We start from the raw sequence: 19,204 nt of genomic DNA on the forward strand, positions 1-19,204 counted from the left end.
ATGCCCTATGCCCTATGCCCTATGCCCGGTCTTATTCTAAGTTAATTTCCAGTTAATAAAAAAGGAAAATATGCAATGCTTGAAATTCCCGGCATTCAAACATTAAATAAAATACACGAAAATTCTATTTCAACAGTTTATCGAGGTATTAGAGAACAAAATCAACAGCCAATTATTCTCAAACTGCTCAACGAAGACTATCCAACTCCCGGCGAAATAGTCCGCTACCGACAGGAATACAAAATTCTTCAAATCCTCAACCTGCCAGGAGTCATCAAAGCTTACGACTTACAAAAATATCGCAACACTCTCCTTCTAATCTTAGAAGATTTTGGCGGTTTCTCATTGAAACAAATGCAGGAACAGCAAAGCTTTAGCCTGTTTGAATTTCTCAATATCGGCATTCAAGCCGCCGCAATATTAGGACAAATTCACGCAGCAAACATCATCCACAAAGACATCAACCCCGGCAACATTATTCTCAACCCAGCCACAGGAAAAATCCAAATTATTGACTTCGGAATTTCCACCCTGTTAACCCGCGAAACTCCTACCATAAAAAATCCCAATATTTTAGAAGGAACTTTAGCCTACATTTCACCAGAACAAACAGGGAGAATGAACCGTTCTCTAGATTACCGTACAGATTTTTATTCCCTCGGCATTACTTTTTACGAACTGCTAACCAACCAATTGCCTTTTGAGACCAAAGATGCAATGGAATTGGTACACTGTCACATTGCAAAACAGCCATTGCCCATCAACAAAATCAATCCACAAATTCCTCCGGCTGTGTCAGCAATAGTCATGAAACTTTTAGAAAAAACTGCTGAAAACCGTTACCAAAGTGTTTGGGGAATTCAAGCAGACTTAGAAGAATGTCTGCGTCAATTACAGACAACAGGAACTATTTTAGAGTTTGCTTTAGCTAAAGAAGATATTTCCGATCGATTTCAAATCCCTCAAAAACTATACGGGCGGGCGGCGCCAGTCCAGGCTTTGCTAGCAGCATTCGAGCGAGTTGCGAACCCACAACATAGTTTTTCTGGAAGCGAAATGATGCTAGTTGCCGGTTATTCGGGCATGGGGAAATCATCGCTGGTACAAGAAATTTACAAACCAATTACTGAAAAACGCGGCTATTTTATTTCCGGCAAATTTGACCAATTTCAGCGCGATATTCCCTATTCAGGGATTATTAGCGCTTTCTCGGGATTGGCGCGACAACTGCTAACCGAAAGTTCCGCAAAACTCGATGAGTGGCGCACTAAACTTTTAATTGCATTGGGTGCAAACGGTCAAGTAATTATTGAGGTAATTCCCGAAATAGAATTAATTATCGGCAAACAGCCCCAGGTAGCAGAGTTGAGACCAAATGAAGCGCAAATTCGTTTCTATTTTGTGTTTGAAAAATTTATTCGCGTGTTTTGTTCGGCGGAACATCCACTGGTAATTTTTCTTGACGATTTACAGTGGGTAGATGCAGCTACTCTCAATTTAATTCAATTGATGGTAGTGGATAGTGATACACAATATTTATTGCTGATTGGAGCCTATCGAGACAATGAAGTTAGCGCCCATCATCCCTTAATGATTACTGTGGATGAAATGCAAAAAGAAGGCGCTACAATTGATTTTATTTATTTAGCTAATTTAACCATCCAAGATGTTAGTAATTTAATAGCTGACACTGTGCATAGCGATGCTATGTCTGTGCAATCTTTGGCTGACTTGGTGTTATGCAAAACTAATGGAAATCCGTTTTTTGTCAATCAATTTCTCAAAATGCTGCATTCTGAGAAATTGATTAATTTTAGTTTTCTGGAATCTTCCGAGCTATCGATTCGGGAACCAAAGGCTCTAAAAAATAGAGGTTGTGGAGGATTTTGGCAGTGGGATATTGCTCAAATTGAAGCAAGGGATATCACTGATAATGTGGTTGATTTGATGGTAAAAAAAATAAAAATATTGCCGGAAATAACTCAAAATATTTTGCGTTTCGCAGCTTGTGCTGGGGCATCTTTTGACTTAACTACTTTATCAAAAATTTGTGAAAGATCTCCGGATTTGGTGTTCTCAGATTTGAAGCCCGCACTGGAAGCTGGTTTGATTTTTCCGGTGTCTGAGTTGGATATTGAACTGTTGTTTGAAGAGTACAAGTTTTTGCACGATCGCGTCCAACAAGCTGCTTATGCTTTGATTGACGAAGGGCAGAAAAAAGCGGTTCATTTGCAAATCGGTCGCTTGTTATTGGATAATAGCGATGGTGAAGATTTGTCGGAGGAGCTTTTTGAAATTGTCGATCAGTTAAATCTGGCGGCAGGAAAGGCGATAGGGGCGATAGAAATGGCGACAGCAGGGGAGCTGCCCTTGGCGATCGATCGCACGGAAAGAGATAAAATTGCCAAACTCAATCTTTTGGCTGGGAAAAAAGCCAAAGCTGCTACAGCTTATGCGGCTGCTGTCAAGTATGTCTGTTTTGGGATCGAACTTTTGGCTGCGGATAGCTGGGAAACTGAATATAATTTGACGCGAGAGTTGTACCTGGAAGCTGCGGAATTGAATTATCTGATTGGCAATTTCGAGCAATCGCAATTTTTGATTCATTCGGCACTATCGCAGTTGCAATTGGCGGTGGAAAAAGCGGAATTTTTCGATCGCCTAATTACGCTGCATACCATGTTGGGGGAATACGAGGAAGCTATTAAATTTGGGCGCCAGGGCTTGCGTTTGTTGGGGGTTGAGTTGCCCCAAAAGCAGTTGCAGCAAGCTTGCAAAGCCGAATTTGCTGAAGCAACAGCGCAATTGGGCGATCGGGCAATTGGTGCTTTGCTGCACGTACCGGAAATGAAGATTTCGGAAAAAAGAACCGCGATGAAACTTCTGGATAAAATTATTCCCGCGAGTTTATTTTCCAATCCGATACTTTACCAATTAGTTGTTACAAAATCTGTCAATCTTTCTCTGAAATACGGCCCGGTGCCGGAATCATCTTACAGCTATGCTTGCTACGGCTTGGTTTTGTCGGCTGCGATGGCTGATTATCGCTCGGGATACGAGTTTGGGATGTTAGCTCTCAATTTGAGCGATCGCTTTCACGATTTGACGCAAAAATGCAAGGCATCGGAAATGCTTGTCGCTCATTTAAATCACTGGATACAGCCTCTGAAACTGTCGGATTCGATTAGCCATAATGGCTATCAAGCTGGCTTAGAATCCGGCGAATTGCAATTTGCAGGTTACATTCAGCTTTACAAATTGATGTATTCTATCCCCCAGGGCAAAAATCTCGAATCTCTGCGTGTAGAAGTGTGGAATTTTTTGCTATTTAACTTTAAAACTAACAATCAAATTGCTACTGATTACTTACTAGGCTGTCAGATAGCTTTGTTTAATTTACTGGGAGAAACTTCTAATTGTGAGGTATTTTCTAATGGCGAAATTAGCGAAGGACAATATTTAGAGCGGTGTGCCGATCGCGGCAGTTTTTTGGCAATCTGCGGCTATCAAATTTTGAAATGCCAGGTTTTGTATTTGTACGGAGAGTATGCAGCAGCTTTCAGCTATGCTGTGGAAGCTGAGAAAAAATTGAGTTTGGCGATCGGCACAATTATTGTAGCCGAACATAATTTTTATTATTCTCTAATTTTAACTGCGCTTTACCCGCAAGCTTCCAAGGGCGATCGCCAAAAATATCTGAGAAAGCTCAAAGCCAACCAAAAACAGATGAAAATCTGGGCTGATAGCTGTCCGGAGACCTTTGAGCATAAATACTTATTGGTAGCTGGGGAGATGGCGCGGATTGTGGGTAAGGAGATGGAGGCGATCGATTTGTACGATCGATCGATTACTTCAGCCAGAGACGGCTATTTTATCCAAAATGAAGCATTAGCCGCAGAATTAGCAGCCAATTTCTGGCTGAGCAAAGGTAAAGCAGAATTTGCCGAAATTTACCTAAAAAAAGCGCACTACAACTATCTAATTTGGGGCGCCAAACGCAAACAAGAAAAGTTAGAAGCAACTCACCCAAAATTATTAATAAAATCCACATCAGAAACTCAATTTCATGATGCCAGTACAGTAACTATAGCCAGCCAATTAAACACCCCTGGCTTAGGAAGTTCAGCTTTAGATTTGGCTGCGGTAGTGAAAGCCAGCCAAGCCATTTCTGGCGAAATACTCTTGGATAAGTTGCTGGCTTCTTTGATGAAAATACTGATTGAAAATGCCGGAGCACAACGAGGCTATTTAATTTTCCATTCCCCCTCAGATTCTGCCAACAACAATTCCGGGGAATTGCTAATCGAAGCTGCGGGTGCGATCGATTCGGAGAGTATTGCGGTATTGCAGTCAATTTCTATAGATAATAACCTACCAGTATCGATTGTTAATTATGTTGCCCGTACAGGAGAGACAGTAGTTTTAAGCCAAGCATTTGCCAGCAAAAATTTTAACAGCGACCCCTATATCAAACAGCATCAAAACAAATCAATATTGTGCGCGCCACTCCTGAACCAAGGTCAACTTATCGGCATAATTTACTTAGAAAACAACCTGATTGCTGGAGCATTTACATCAGACAGATTAGAACTGCTGAAAGTCTTATCGGCTTCGGCAGCCATCTCCATTGAAAATGCTAGACTTTATACTAATCTAGCAGATTCCAATCGCACCTTAGAAACAAAAGTAGAAGAACGCACATCAGAACTCGCTCTTGCCAAGAAAAAAGCCGAAGTAGCCAACGAAGCGAAGAGCAGTTTTTTAGCCAACATGAGCCACGAATTGCGCTCTCCCCTCAACGCCATCCTCGGCTTTTCTCAAATCATGTTCCGCAGCAAAAATCTACCTAAAGAACATCAAGAGAATGTCGCCATTATTACTCGCAGCGGCGACCATTTACTAACTTTAATCAACCAGGTTTTAGATTTATCAAAAATTGAAGCTGGTCGGACTATTCTCAACTATAAAAATTTTGATTTGTATCAGTTTATGGACGATCTCGAAGATATGTTCCATATCAAATCTGACGACAAACAACTGCAATTAGTAGTAGAATATAGTCCAGATGTTCCCAGATACGTGCGCACAGATGAAGTCAAATTGCGACAAGTTTTAATGAATTTGATCGGCAACGCTCTCAAATTTACTCAAGAAGGAGGAGTTTCAGTAAAAGTTAATCTCAAACCAGAAGCAAGCAGGCTAAAGCCACCTAAAATTGTTAATGTTGTGGAGAATAGGGAAAATTTAAATATTCCAGCCAATCAGAGTATTGAAAAATGTAAAATTAGCCCGCCACAAAATCCTAACGATTTAGATTCTGCATCTTTGTGCTTCCTGAATTTTACAATCTCTGACACAGGCCCCGGTATTGCTGCCGATGAATTAGATAGTCTTTTTGAAGCTTTTGTGCAAACACAAACTGGTAAAAACTCCCAAGAAGGCACTGGTTTGGGACTGCCAATTAGCCGCAATTTTGTAGAGTTAATGGGTGGCAAGATGAGTGTCTCTTCAGAATTGGGAGTCGGAACAAATTTTGTATTCGATACTAAAATTAGTGTGATAGATCCCAGGGAAATAGAAGGCAAAAAGACGGCGGTACAAGTGATTTGCCTCGCACCGAATCAACCTAAGTATCGCATTTTGATTGTTGATGACAAACCCAGCAATAATTTGCTGCTGCTCAAACTGCTTTCTCCCCTAGGTTTTGAACTCAAAGAAGCTTGTAACGGCCAAGAAGCTGTTGAGATTTGGAATTATTGGGAACCGCATTTAATTTTGATGGATATGAGAATGCCAGTGATGGACGGGTACGAAGCGACTAAACAAATTAAAGGCACTGTTAAAGGTCAAGCTACTGCTATTATTGCTGTAACTGCTAGTGTTTTAGAAGAAGAAAGAGCGGTTGTTTCTTCGGCAGGATGCGATGATTTTATCCGCAAACCGTTCCAGGAAGCAGATATATTTGATGCGCTTAAAAAACATATTGGGGTGAATTTTATCTATGAGGAACCTACTACCAACAATGATTTGACTAAAATGGAGATTCAATCTGCTTTGAGTCGGTCAGCTTTGGCGGATTTGCCTGCTGAATTGTTGGCTGATTTATTGGCAGCTTCCAGCCTTTGTGATATGAATAAAGTTGACACTTGCATAGATCAAATTCGCGAGATAGATGAATATGTGGCTGAGGCTTTAGCTTTCTTGGCTAATGATTTTGATTATGCTCAGATAGTTTCTTTAATTGAAATTTCTTAGGTTTGATCGTTCGGACTTCAGTCCTTTCTTTTCTGCGGACTAAAGTCCTCACTACGAACCTATACGGTTCACTTAACACTCTTTATTCGCTGGAGATCTCCCTCGCATCCCACGCATTGTTGCGGGGACGAAAGAGAGCATTCTTGTCCCACCCCCTACTCCCCTTTTTTTAGGGGGTTAGGGAGATCTGTCTTAAGTGAACGGTATTTCACTATGAACCTGTGTGATGACTTCTTTACATTAATAGTCCTTTCTTTGATGCGGACTAAAGTCCTCACTACGAACCTATGATAAGAAAATCTTGTATTCTTTGCCAAACTCGTTCCAGTAAATCTGGCGCGCTAACATCAAACCATTCAATTTCAGGATATGCTCTAAACCATGTCCGTTGTCTCTTGGCAAATTGCCTCGTGTGCAAAACAGTCAAATTCCTAGCTTCCTCAAGCGTAATGTCGCCAGCTAGATATCGTTTGATTTCCTGATATCCCAAGGTGTTCAACAACGGTAAGTCGCAGCCGTATTTTTTGCATAAATATTCTACTTCAGCCAGCCAACCGCGTTCTAACATTTGTTCGGTGCGCTGTTGGATACGATCGCCCAAAACATCCATCTCGCAGTCCAACCCAATCTGTAGAATAGGATAATTGGGAGGATTTTCGCCTTGCTGTTGGGAAATAGAGCGCCCGGTGACATAAAATACTTCCAGTGCCCGTAAGGTTCTGAATGAATCGTTGAGGTGAATTTTCTCGGCGGCCGGACGATCGACCTGCTGCAACATCGCATAACATTGAGATTGCCCCAGATCCGCAAGTTGCGATCGCAATTCGGGCATGGGCGCCACCCTCGGAATTTTCAAACCCTTGACAATCGATTTGATATATAAGCCTGTCCCTCCCACCAACAACAGCGGAGGAGAAACGGGAAAATCGACATCAGCAATTATTTTTTGAGCTTGCTGCTGGTATTCTGCGAGTGTTAGAGTTTCTGTCGGCTCGCAAATGTCAATTAAGTGATGCGGTACAGAAGCGCGATCGCTCTTTGTCGGTTTTGCCGTTCCGATGTCAAATTCGCGGTACACTTGACGGGAGTCTGCGCTCAAGATCGAAGATTTCAGTCGATCGGCCACCGACACAGCCACTCCAGACTTCCCCGTCGCCGTCGCCCCGCAAATCGTAATCAATCTAAACATAAGCCGTCGCACACTTAAAAAACATATTGCATTTCCCAAGAAAAACCCTCAAATCCTTTCCCAGATTCTCTTCATCCCTACTTTCCCTTCTCTGGCTCCACTCATTCACCGCCCTGGGCCTGGGAAATCGCGAAGCAATCTCAAAACTATTCCCCTCCGTCCCCCCGATAAATTTCCATTTAGAAAGCCCTAGCATCGCCCTTAACGGTTTTGTACTATAATTTTAGGAGTTTTTGCATTTTATTAAGTTTTGGGGTCTTCAGCCTCATTATTGGAGCTATTGTGGCATGACTAACACCTACAGCGCCGACCAAATTCAAGTTCTCCAAGGTCTCGAAGCAGTCCGCAAACGACCGCGGATGTACATCGGTAGCACTAGCCCGCGAGGATTGCACCATCTAGTTTACGAGATTGTGGATAATGCGATCGACGAAGCGCTGGCAGGTTACTGCACTCGCATCGAAGTTGACCTCAACGCTGACGGTTCCGTTACTGTTACAGACAACGGCCGGGGAATTCCCACCAAGATTCATCCCAAAACTGGTACATCATTCCTGGAAGCAGTTTTGACCGTTCTCTGCTTTGTTGGCAGAAGCAGCGACGGCTACAAGGTTTCTGGAGGTATCCACGGAGTTGGGCTAGCAGTTGTCAATGCTTTGTCTGAATGGTTGCAGGTGACTGTTCGGCGCCAGGAGCAAATTTACAGCCAGCGTTTTGAGAAAGGCATCGCGGTTACGTCGCTGACAGCTAAACCGAGTCCCGAAAACCCTACGGGTACGTCGATTTGTTTCAAACCAGATGCGGAGATTTTCAAGAATGGCATCCAGTTCGATCGCGACACTTTTGCCCTTCACCTGCGACAGCTTGCTTACCTCAATCCCGGTTTGAAAATAATTTTGACTGACAACCGCTTGCAAATACTCGGCAGCAGTTCTCCCTGCATCGAAACCTACTGCTTCCCTGGTGGCATCCGGGAATATGTCGCTTACCTGAACTCCAATGTGGAACCGCTGCACGAAGATATCATTTACATTCAGGGCGATCGAGATGGCGTACAAGTAGAAATAGCCTGTCAGTGGCACTTTCTGAATCAAGATAATTCTTACAGCCGACTGTTAGGTTTTGCCAACTGCGTCCGGAATATCGATGGCGGCACTTATCTTAACGCCTTTCAATTGGCAGTGAGGCGGGTGGTGAGTGCGATCGGCCGCCAACAGGGCAAACTCAAAAATACAGACCCAGTTTTAATGGGGAATGAGGTTTTAGAGTGTGGCTTCACCGCAGTCATTGCCGTTAAACTACCGAATCCGGAGTTTGAAGGCCCAACAAAAACTCGGCTGGTCAACCCGGAAGTACAAGAAATCGTTAAATCTTTGGTGGAAAAAGAGTTGATGGAATATTTGACCGCCCGCCGGGAAGTTGCAGGGGCGATCGCGCAACAGGCGATCGAGGCCCGCGACGCAGAAGCAGAAACACTCAAAGCGCGGGCATTGCGCCGAAAGCAAGAATTACAAAAATATTAATGACTTGCAGTAGACTGCCGCGGGCGATCGCGCTTCTCAACCTTCCGGCTAACAGCCCCGCAACCAAATGTCAATAGCTCCCCAAGTAAAACTACTATGCCGGGTACGTCCCCCCGATAAATTTCCCTTCAGAAAGCCCTAGCATCGCCATTAACGGTTTTGTGCTATAATTTTAGGAGTTTTCCCATTTTAGAAGCTTTTGGGGCTTTAGGCCTCATTATTGGAGCTATTTTTGTATGACCAGCAGCTACAGCGCCGACCAGATTCAAGTTCTCGAAGGTCTCGAAGCAGTCCGCAAACGACCGGGGATGTACATCGGTACCACCGGCCCGCGAGGACTCCACCATCTAGTTTACGAGGTTGTGGACAATTCCATCGATGAGGCGCTGGCTGGCCACTGCACTCACATCGAGGTTGACTTCAACGCCGACGGTTCAGTCACTGTCACAGATGACGGCCGCGGTATTCCTACCGGGATCGTTGCCAAGACTGGCAAATCGGGAATCGAAACAGTAATGACTGTACTGCACGCCGGCGGTAAGTTTGGCGGTGGCGGTTACAAAGTTTCTGGAGGTTTGCACGGTGTAGGTATTTCCGTGGTTAACGCGCTTTCCGAGTGGGTAGAGGTTACTGTTTGGCGCGACCAAAAAGAACATTTGCAGCGCTACGAAAGAGGCTTTCCCGTCAGCGAACTTGTGGCCAAGCCCTGCAAAGGAAATCGCACCGGTACTTCAGTTAGTTTCCTTCCAGACACTCAGATATTTAGCACTGGGATTGAGTTTGATTACGCTACGGTTTCTGGACGTTTGCGAGAGTTGGCTTATCTGAATGCGGGTGCGAAAATTACTTTTGGCGATCGTCGCTTGGAATTGCTCAAAAGTAGCGAACCGCGCGTCGAAACCTATTGTTACGAAGGTGGCATCAAGGAATATGTCATGTACATGAACCGCGAGAAGCAGCCACTGCACGAAGAGGTGATCTACGTACAAGGAGAACGCAACAACGTGTATGTAGAAGTGTCTTTGCAGTGGTGCGTCGATGCTTTTAGCGACAACGTTCTGGGTTTTGCCAACAACATTCGGACGATCGACGGCGGTACACACTTAGAAGGCTTAAAGGCTGTTTTGACGCGGACGATGAACTCGATCGCCCGCAAGCGCAACAAAATCAAAGAACACGAGCCCAACCTCGCCGGCGAAAACGTCCGCGAAGGTTTAACAGCCGTGATTTCGGTCAAAGTTCCAGACCCAGAATTTGAAGGCCAAACCAAAACAAAGCTAGGAAATACCGAAGTCAGAGGAATTGTTGATTCCCTCGTAGGCGAAGTATTAACCGAATATTTGGAATTTCGGCCCCAAGTAGCAGACGCTATTTTGGAAAAAGCAATTCAGGCATTTAAAGCCGCAGAAGCCGCCCGTCGTGCCCGCGATTTAGTCCGCCGAAAATCCGTCCTAGAATCGTCTCCTTTGCCCGGAAAATTAGCGGACTGTAGCTCCAGAGACCCCGCCCTGTCTGAGATATACCTGGTCGAGGGCGATTCAGCCGGCGGCTGTTTTCTCTCTTCGGAGAAAATATTATTAGCTGATGGCACAACAAAAACCTTCAAAGAGATAGTTGACGAACAAGCAGAAGGTAAAGAACACTTTTGCTACACCATTCGCGAGAGTGGAAACATCGGGTTTGAGCGGATAACCAACGCTCGCATGACTAAAGCAAATGCTGAGGTTATCAAATTGACATTAGACAATGGGGAGACAATTACTTGTACTCCAGATCATCGGTTCATGTTGCGGGATGGCACTTACAAAGCAGCAGCCATGCTGACACCGGACGATTCCTTAATGCCTCTCAACCGCCAGTTGTCGAAAAAGAACCAAAACGGGCAGGGACTTAACGGTTACGAAATGGTTTGGAATCCCAGCAGTGACAAGTGGATTTACAGTCATTTGTTATCGGATTTCTACAACCTGAAACATGAGGTTTATCAAGCATCTGACGGCAATCACCGCCACCATGTTGATTTCAACAAACTCAACAACAATCCGACCAATATTCAGCGACTACCTGCTCAGGAACACTTGGCTTTACACCGCGCCAACCTTGAGAAAACATTGCACAGGCCGGATGTCATTGAAAAGAGCCGTCAAGCTCACATGACTGATGAATTTCGGGCGATGATGAAAGAGCGGATGCAGCAGCCTGAAACCAGGCAAATTCTCTCAGAACAGGCAAAGGCTCAGTGGGAAGATGAAGAGTATAAAGCTTACATGACTAGCAAGTGGCGTGAGTTTTACGACACTAATGAAGCTTATCGCGAGCAAAATAATGAATTGCTCAACCAAGCCCAACAAGAGTATTGGAGTTCTGAAGAAAACCGCTTAGCTCAGTCTCAACGGGTTCGCAATCATTTTGCTAACAATCCTGAAGCGCGGGAGGCTAATTCACAATTGGCCAAAGAACAGTGGCAAAATCAGGATTTGTTGGACTGGCGACGGGAGAAAACTAAGGAACAGTGGACACCGGAGTTTCGCCGCCAACGCAAAGCAGCTTTGGACGAAACTTATTACCGCAAAACTCTGGAAGCATTGAAGACTGTTCAGATGAAAATGGGCTGGATTGATGTAGATTATTACAATTCTTATCGCCGCCTGAAGAATGATAAGTCTTTGTTGAAGTACGAGACTTTTTGTAAGCGCTACTTTAATGGTGAAGAATTATATGCTCGCCAAGCGGTTCGTAATTACAACCACCGTGTTGTGAAGATTGAAGCTGTAGAGGAACGGCACGATGTTTATGACATCGAAGTGCCTAACAGCCACAACTTTGCACTAGGTGCGGGAGTTTTTGTACACAACAGCGCGAAGCAAGGGCGCGATCGACAATTCCAAGCAATTCTGCCTTTGCGCGGTAAAATTCTCAACATCGAGAAAACCGACGACGCCAAAATCTACAAAAATAACGAAATTCAGTCGTTAATTACAGCCCTGGGTTTGGGTATCAAAGGCGAAGAATTCGACCCCGGTCAATTGCGGTATCACCACATAGTGATCATGACTGACGCTGACGTAGATGGGGCCCACATCCGCACGCTGTTGCTGACTTTCTTCTACCGCTACCAGCGCGCACTTGTAGAACAAGGTTACATCTATATTGCTTGTCCTCCTCTGTATAAAGTGGAACGGGGACGCAATCACTACTACTGTTACAGCGATCGCGAAATGAACAATCTCGTCCGCAACGAATTCCCCGCCAATGCGAACTACACTATCCAGCGGTTCAAAGGTTTGGGCGAAATGATGCCCACGCAGTTGTGGGATACCACGATGAACCCGGAAACTCGGACGCTAAAACGGGTGGAGATTGAAGACGCTGCTGAAGCCGATCGCATCTTTACCATCTTAATGGGCGATCGGGTCGCCCCCCGCCGCGAATTCATCGAAACCTACGGCCCCAAACTCAACCTCCTCGACTTGGACATCTAAGTTAGTTGACAGTTGACAGTTGACAGTTGCTGGCGAGGATGAGTCATTAGTCATTAGTTAGTGGCTGATGACTACTGCTTTCCTGTCAACTGCTTTCCTGTCAACTGCTTTCCTGTCAACTGACTACTGCTTTCCGGCCAACTGCAACTTTTGTTATAAAAATTAATACAATCTCTCATCAAATTGCTTTAAGGTAAATGCTTAGGTAAATTTTAGATTTTTGGCGCATCCATCAGCTACCACAAAAATAGAAGGTTGGACAATATAGCATGAGCATCAATTTAGCAACAAAATTGCGTGAGGGAACAAAAAAATCTCACACAATGGCAGAAAACGTTGGTTTTGTCAAATGCTTTTTAAAAGGCGTTGTAGAAAAAACTTCTTACCGGAAGTTAGTAGGAAACCTGTACTTTGTCTACTCGGCAATGGAAGAGGAAATGGAACGCCAAAAGCAGCATCCGGTTGTTTCAAAAATTTACTTTTCTGAGTTAAATCGCAAACAAAGTTTAGAGCAAGATTTATTCTACTACTACGGCGCCAATTGGCGGGAACAAATATCCCCGTCACCAGCAGCTAAAGCTTACGTGCAGCGGATTCATGAAATCTCGGCTACCGCACCAGAACTGTTAGTAGCTCAGTCTTACACTCGCTACCTAGGCGACTTGTCCGGCGGACAAATCCTCAAGGGAATTGCTCAGCGCGGCATGAATCTTACCGAGGGAGAAGGCACTGCTTTCTACGAATTCCAGGATATTCCTGATGAAAAAGAGTTCAAAGCTAACTACCGTCAGGCAATGAATGAATTGCCGATTAACGAAGCTACAGCAGAGCGCATTGTTGACGAAGCTAATGCAGCTTTTGGCATGAACATGAAGATGTTTATGGAGTTAGAAGGCAATTTGATTAAAGCTGTCGGTCAGATGCTGTTCAATACCCTGACGCGGAAGCGCGGCGCAGCCAGTACCGAATTGGCTACTGCTGATTAGTCAATACCCATTGGCAATAATTTGAGCCTCGTTTAAGAGGAAAACATTAAATCCTGGGGGTTTGATGGCTGCTTTTACAGTCACCAAAGCTCCGGGATTTTGCATGGCGGGCGATCGACTTTTTGACTCATATCATTTCCGGTTGCATCGGAATTAATATTAACCCGAAATCAGGACACGGCAGTGCAGTCTCCCAATTCATAACGGTAGGGAAACGGCACGTGCAGTCTCCTCTATATCATTCCGGCGCAGCCGAAATTGATCTGAAGTGTTTGTTGACACTAAGGTTTAATCATTCCGAAAAAAAACTATGCGATATCACAATCAACAATCAACAATATTTTAGCAGTAAACTATGAAAATTCTGTTAGTAGAAGATGACTATCGCATTGCCCAAGCATTAGCAGAAGCCCTCACCGACCAACATTATGCCGTAGACATAGCCGCCGACGGTCAAGAAGGTTGGAACTTTGCAGAAACTTTTACCTATGACTTAATTCTGCTAGATGTGATGCTGCCAAAAATAGATGGAATTACCCTATGTCAGGGCTTGCGCCGACAAGGTTTAAAAACCCCCGTGCTCATGCTAACAGCCAGAGACACCAGCAATGATAAAGTCATAGGACTAGATGCCGGAGCTGATGATTATGTCGTTAAACCCTTCGATTTGCCAGAATTAGCAGCAAGAATTAGAGCCTTACTGCGGCGGGGAAGTACAACTTTGCCACCAGTATTAGAGTGGGAAAATCTGCGTTTAAACCCGAATACCTGCGAAGTTACTTATCGCGATAATTTGCTTAATTTTACACCAAAGGAGTACAGTTTGCTAGAATTATTCCTGCGAACAGGAGGGCGCGTTTTAACACGGAGTGCTATCCTAGACCATATATGGGCTTTTGAAGACTCGCCAGGAGAAGAAACCGTAAAAGTTCATCTCCGGGGTTTGCGACAAAAACTGAAAGCAGCAGGCGCACCAGCTAATTTTATTGAGACTATTTATGGCATGGGTTATCGGCTCAACCAAAACCTCTAATCCCCAATTTCAATCTTTGGGATGGCGTTTATTGCTATCTTACTTAACAGTGATGGTAGCTATTTTAGGAACTTCTGCTATTGCTGTTTATGAATTATTTGCCAGCAGTCTGTATCAAGAATTAGACCAGCGATTGGAGGTTTTGGCTCAAGCAGCTTCTCACAGTTTAGTTGCGATCGAAAAGCAGCACCTTTCTGAACATCCAGAAAAAAAAGGCGATCTATCTCATCAACAAAGTGAACAGCGCAATGATGACTTTCAGATTGAACTCGATCGCGAAAAAGTAACGCGCCAGTTAGACAAAGACGGAGACTTAGACATTCCCTGGCAAAATCTGCGGGAACCAGATCAATCTGTAGAATGGTTTAATGAAGCAGGTAAAATGTTAGGAAATTCCGGCAAGACTTTACCGCCTGTAACGATAAAATCGGGTTTCCAAACCATACAAAACGGGCAAATTCGGTCGGCAACAATTCCAGTTTACATTTCTTATGATGATAAAAAGCAAGAATTAAAAGGTTATATTCGCACCAGCGAATCTACTAAAGAAGTTGAAGAAGTTCTCAGCAGACTCCGCTGGAATTTGGGTTATGGGAGTATTATTTTCCTGAGCTTGACTGCGGTTGGTGGTTTGTGGCTGACTAAGCAATCTCTCAAGCCAATTGAGGATAGTTTTCAGCAGTTAAAACAATTCACTGCTGATGCTTCTCACGAGTTGAGAAGTCCGCTGACGGCGATTAAAACTTCAGTGGAAGTGATGCAGAGTCATCCTGAGAGAATTCATGCAGCGGATGTTAAGAAAATGGTGGCGATCGCCTCTGCGACTAAACAGATGACTCAGTTAGTTGAAGACTTACTTTTATTAACTAGAATGGATGCACCAGCAGCCACGATCGCCCGCGAGTGGATAGCGGTTCCGTTAGACGAACTATTAGAGGATTTGCTAGATTTGTGGGAACTGCAAGCTCAAGAAAAGCAAGTTATTCTCAAGTCAAATTTAGCCATTGATACATCTGTAATGGGAGATGCTGCACAGCTAACTCGTTTGTTTTCCAACTTGCTCGGAAACGCAATTCATTACACACCAGCGGGCGGAATTGTGACTGTTTCTCTGAGCAGACAGAACCGATCGACAATTGTGAGTGTAGAGGATACTGGCATCGGCATTGCTCCAGAAGATGTCAAGTTAGTTTTCGACAGATTTTGGAGAGCAGATCGAGCGAGAAATCGCCGTGCAGGGGGTTTGGGGATGGGATTGGCGATCGCCCAAGCAATTGTCCAAAGCCACCGAGGAGAAATTAGCGTTACCAGTCAGCTAGGAGTAGGTAGCTGTTTTCAAGTAAAATTCTCCTCAGTAGCTTAAGAGTTGATATTAATAGAAAACCTTAACTCTTCTTCCCAGATTCTCCTTGTTCACCGCTTTCTCCTTGTTCACCTTTTTCTCCACTTTCCCCGCCCCTCGAAGCTGTCATTGTGACATTACTATCTGTCAAGGAAAGTTCAGAAGTGAAACTACTTTTTTTCCGGGGTTTTGGTTTTTTTCCTTCGCCGCTTTCTCCTTGTTCGCCACCACTGCTACTCATTAAAACGATCGGTTTAACCGGCTTGCTGTTGCTCATCGATGAATTAGCAGCATTACTTAAAAGAGAAATAGGGGAAAATTGATTAACACTGCTATCATTCTGGGATGCGATCGCACTAGCAGCTACAGAGGTTAAAACGCAAGCTCCAATGCCGAGCCAAATCTTAGTTTTACTTTGCATCTTTCAAAAAGCCTTATTCTGGGTGATTATACCAAATCCGGGTTAAAAATCCCCTTTATTTCTTAGTCCGCGGAGGCGGACTTCGTTTGTGTAGTAGCGGTTTCAACCGCCGAATCATAGAGGAGATAAAAAGGCAGGATTTGGTATTACTCCTACTATCCCAGAAAAAAGTAAAGAACTCGGAAAGAACCAAAAACCTCTAAAAATTGTTTGCATAGACATTACCTTATTGCTACAATGCGAGTCCATTAGCAACCTGTAGGAGTGTCCCAAATGATTATCTGTATGGCCAATATTCTGAGTTCAGAGGAATTAGGATTAATTGTCGATCGCCTAAAAAATGCTGAATTTGTCGATGGGAAGTTAACAGCAGGTTGGTACGCCCAACAAGTAAAAAATAATGCTCAACTAAAAAATGATGCGGCTCCAACTCAGGAACTCATAAATTTAGTCAATCAAGCACTAAAACGCAATTCTTTATTCCAAATAGCGGCGCGCCCTAAAGCAATTCGTCCCATTATGTTTAGTCGCTATCAGGGAGGAATGTACTACGGGACACATATTGATAATGCGATTATGGGAGATGAAGAACTAATGCGATCGGATTTGTCTCTCACTCTATTTCTCAGCGATCCTGCAACTTATACGGGCGGGGAATTAGTGATTGAAAGTACCCAAGGCGAACAAGCTTTTAAACTTGATGCTGGTTCAATGGTTGTTTATCCTACTACAACTTTACATCGTGTGGAACCTGTAACGGAAGGTGAAAGACTAGCGGCGGTGACTTGGGTGCAGAGTTTAGTTCGGGATGCTCATAATCGAGAAATTCTCTTTGATTTGGATACGGTTCGCGATACCCTTTTTCAGAAGTCTGGAAAGACAGCGGAGTTTGACTTGCTATCAAAAAGCATTGCTAATTTGCTGCGAAAATGGGCTGATGTTTAGGTTGAGCAGGACTTACGCAAGAGACTAAGGGATTGGGGCAACCACGGGGATTGCCCCTAGATTCACACCAGATATGGATGTCGTGTGTCCAGGACTATTGAGGAGGTTTTGGAAGCGGATGAAATAAATTTTAGGTCTTTCCGAGTTCTTTACTTTGTTTTGTCACAGTAATTGTAAATGAGTTAAACAACCAGGATCTAAAAGATGAGCAACCAAACTAAAATTTGGACAGGTGTGGGACAGTCTTATGTGACACAAGACAATTCTATCGATGTCGATCGAGCATCATCGGAGAGATACCAACTCTCAATTGGGGAAAGTGGCGAAAGCGGTGAAAGTGGTAACAGCAATTCTGGCTACGAAAGCGGGAATGACAGCCGTTACAACATTAGTAATAGCAATTCTGGCTACGAAAGTGGGAATGACAGCCGTTACAATATTAGTAACAGCAATTCTGGCTACGAAAGCGGTGGTGAAAGCGGTTACGAGATGGGGTTTTCTGTCAATCAACCTGTTGCTTCTTCCAGTTATACCCCAGTTATAAACAGTTTGTCTATCAGCTCTCAGGGATACGAAAGCGGCGGCAATTTCTATCAGAATGAAATTAAAGGTACAGATGGTAACGACATCCTGACAGGAATTCCTGGTAATAATGTTTCTTTAAAAGGACGCAATGGCAATGATATTTTGAGCGGCAACAGCGGCAACGATAAACTAGAAGGAGGCAAGGGTCAAGACACGCTTGATGGCGGTGCAGGCAATGATATTCTCGAAGGAGGGAAGGGTCAAGATATTCTGACCGGCGGTATGGGTTCGGATTTATTTGAGCTGGAAGGGCGATCGGCTACAAATACTCTCGATATCGCTGATATCATCACGGACTTTCAAAAAGGCGCAGACATACTGAAGCTGAAAGATGGCTTAGGATTTTCTAACATTAATATCACTCAAGGAACAGAAATTTATGCTAGCGATACTCTGTTGAGGATAGCAGGCACTGGTCAATATTTGGCAGTCTTGAAAGGAGTTAATGCTGGAAATATTAACGCGACTAATTTCACTTATTCCTAATTGTAATACTGGCGCTAAAACCGTTTTTTTGCAACATGAATTACCCACTTTGACCAAAGAAACCGGGTTTTTTACCGAATCTGCGGGTGACAACGAAATATTTTCGCAAAAAAACCCGGTTTCTGCCTACTCGTGCGTCCAAGAATATCTGATTTGTAAACAACAAAACATCTGAAAAATAGGAGAATAAATAGATGGCTAGCGCTAACTTTCGCAAACTTCACCGCCAAGTTGCACCGATTATTTTCATCCCTTTACTCTTAACAGCCATAACGGGAGTTGCCTATCGGCTGGGAGAAGATTGGTTAGGCATAGAAGGTGATGCTGCTGAGATTTTTATGAATATTCACCAAGGAAGCTATCTCGGAAAGGAACTCAGACCATTTTATGTGCTTTTCCTGGCTTTGGGAGTGATTGGGCTGATAGTTACTGGTTTGACGATGACCAAATTTTTTGGTGGCACACGCCCTGAAAGACCGGGTGCTAAACTTGATTTTCGTAAGGTTCACCGTATTGCTACACCGATTATTGTCTTGCCTTTAGCAGTGAGTACAGTCACAGGTGTAATCTATCGAGTTGGCAGAAGTTGGTTTAAGATGCCAAAAGAGGTAGGAAAAGTTTTTCTGAATATCCACCAAGGAGAATATTTGGGAGATTTTTTGATGCCAATCTATGTGTTTTTGGTGGGTTTGGGTGTGATTTTGCTGCTGGTAACAGGAATCAATATGACTGGTATTTTTCGGAAACGCCGCCAGCAAACAACAGAGGAAGATAGCTAATATACATCTCCCAAAAAGCCTCTGAAGAACAGGCAGGATGCCTGTTCCACAATAATTATGGGAGATGTCTAATAGATTTGTTTTTCGGGGATAACTGATGAATATCGTGGTTTTAATTCTCTCTACAGTTGCATCTTTTTTGGGGACCTTTAATTAAGATGAAAAATAGAAGTATTGA

General features: G+C 43.9%; 11 protein-coding genes. 9 read left to right on the forward strand and 2 right to left on the reverse strand.

Translation table 11 applies throughout. From position 1 onward, the window contains the following. Nucleotides 1–75: 75 nt before the first annotated feature. Nucleotides 76–6,255 carry an AAA family ATPase gene (locus JGK20_RS07350; protein WP_293229927.1) on the forward strand — a complete coding sequence of 2,060 codons (6,180 nt, stop codon included), beginning with the start codon at nt 76–78 and terminating at the stop codon, nt 6,253–6,255. Between the two features lie 277 nt (nt 6,256–6,532). Here JGK20_RS07350 and miaA read toward each other — a convergent pair whose 3' ends face one another. Then, nucleotides 6,533–7,444 carry a tRNA (adenosine(37)-N6)-dimethylallyltransferase MiaA gene (miaA, locus tag JGK20_RS07355; RefSeq protein ID WP_293229929.1) on the reverse strand — a complete coding sequence of 304 codons (912 nt, stop codon included), beginning with the start codon at nt 7,442–7,444 and terminating at the stop codon, nt 6,533–6,535. 287 nt (nt 7,445–7,731) lie between these two features. Here miaA and JGK20_RS07360 point away from each other — a divergent pair, with 287 nt between their 5' ends. From JGK20_RS07360 to JGK20_RS07380, 5 genes are all read left to right on the forward strand, one after another. Further along, entirely contained in the window at nt 7,732–8,967 is a 1,236-nt protein-coding gene (locus JGK20_RS07360) for an ATP-binding protein (RefSeq protein WP_293184900.1), read from the forward strand. Nucleotides 8,968–9,203: 236 nt separating this feature from the next. Continuing rightward, nucleotides 9,204–12,449 (forward strand): DNA topoisomerase (ATP-hydrolyzing) subunit B, encoded by a 3,246-nt coding sequence (gyrB, locus tag JGK20_RS07365; protein WP_293184901.1) that lies wholly within the window; start codon nt 9,204–9,206, stop codon nt 12,447–12,449. 269 nt (nt 12,450–12,718) lie between these two features. Beyond that, nucleotides 12,719–13,435, forward strand: coding sequence for a heme oxygenase (biliverdin-producing) (locus JGK20_RS07370; RefSeq protein ID WP_293190508.1), 717 nt, complete (start codon nt 12,719–12,721; stop codon nt 13,433–13,435). A 355-nt stretch (nt 13,436–13,790) separates the two neighbouring features. Then, complete coding sequence (locus JGK20_RS07375) at nt 13,791–14,468, forward strand: response regulator transcription factor (protein WP_293212699.1); 678 nt, start codon at nt 13,791–13,793, stop codon at nt 14,466–14,468. Beyond that, nucleotides 14,434–15,831 (forward strand): ATP-binding protein, encoded by a 1,398-nt coding sequence (locus JGK20_RS07380; RefSeq protein ID WP_293206171.1) that lies wholly within the window; start codon nt 14,434–14,436, stop codon nt 15,829–15,831. Before JGK20_RS07375 ends, JGK20_RS07380 begins: the two co-directional genes overlap by 35 nt. Before the next feature lie 22 nt (nt 15,832–15,853). Here the strand turns inward: JGK20_RS07380 and JGK20_RS07385 are convergent, their stop codons facing one another. Further along, entirely contained in the window at nt 15,854–16,231 is a 378-nt protein-coding gene (locus tag JGK20_RS07385) for a hypothetical protein (protein WP_293206168.1), read from the reverse strand. Nucleotides 16,232–16,504: 273 nt separating this feature from the next. Between JGK20_RS07385 and JGK20_RS07390 the strand changes: the two genes are divergently transcribed. The 3 genes from JGK20_RS07390 (at nt 16,505) to JGK20_RS07400 (ending at nt 19,026) form a co-directional block, all read left to right on the forward strand. Next, nucleotides 16,505–17,176: a Fe2+-dependent dioxygenase gene (locus tag JGK20_RS07390; RefSeq protein ID WP_293212695.1), complete on the forward strand. Its 672-nt coding sequence runs from the start codon at nt 16,505–16,507 to the stop codon at nt 17,174–17,176. Nucleotides 17,177–17,380: 204 nt separating this feature from the next. Beyond that, the gene (locus JGK20_RS07395; protein WP_293212693.1) at nt 17,381–18,247 is read left to right on the forward strand and encodes a hypothetical protein; all 867 of its coding nucleotides are present in this window, start codon (nt 17,381–17,383) and stop codon (nt 18,245–18,247) included. 194 nt (nt 18,248–18,441) lie between these two features. Next, nucleotides 18,442–19,026, forward strand: a complete 585-nt coding sequence (locus tag JGK20_RS07400) for a PepSY domain-containing protein (protein ID WP_293229932.1) — start codon at nt 18,442–18,444, stop codon at nt 19,024–19,026. The last annotated feature ends 178 nt before the right edge of the window (nt 19,027–19,204 follow it).

It is taken from the genome of Microcoleus sp. PH2017_05_CCC_O_A (genome assembly GCF_020738785.1).
In the GTDB taxonomy this organism is placed as follows: domain Bacteria; phylum Cyanobacteriota; class Cyanobacteriia; order Cyanobacteriales; family Microcoleaceae; genus Microcoleus.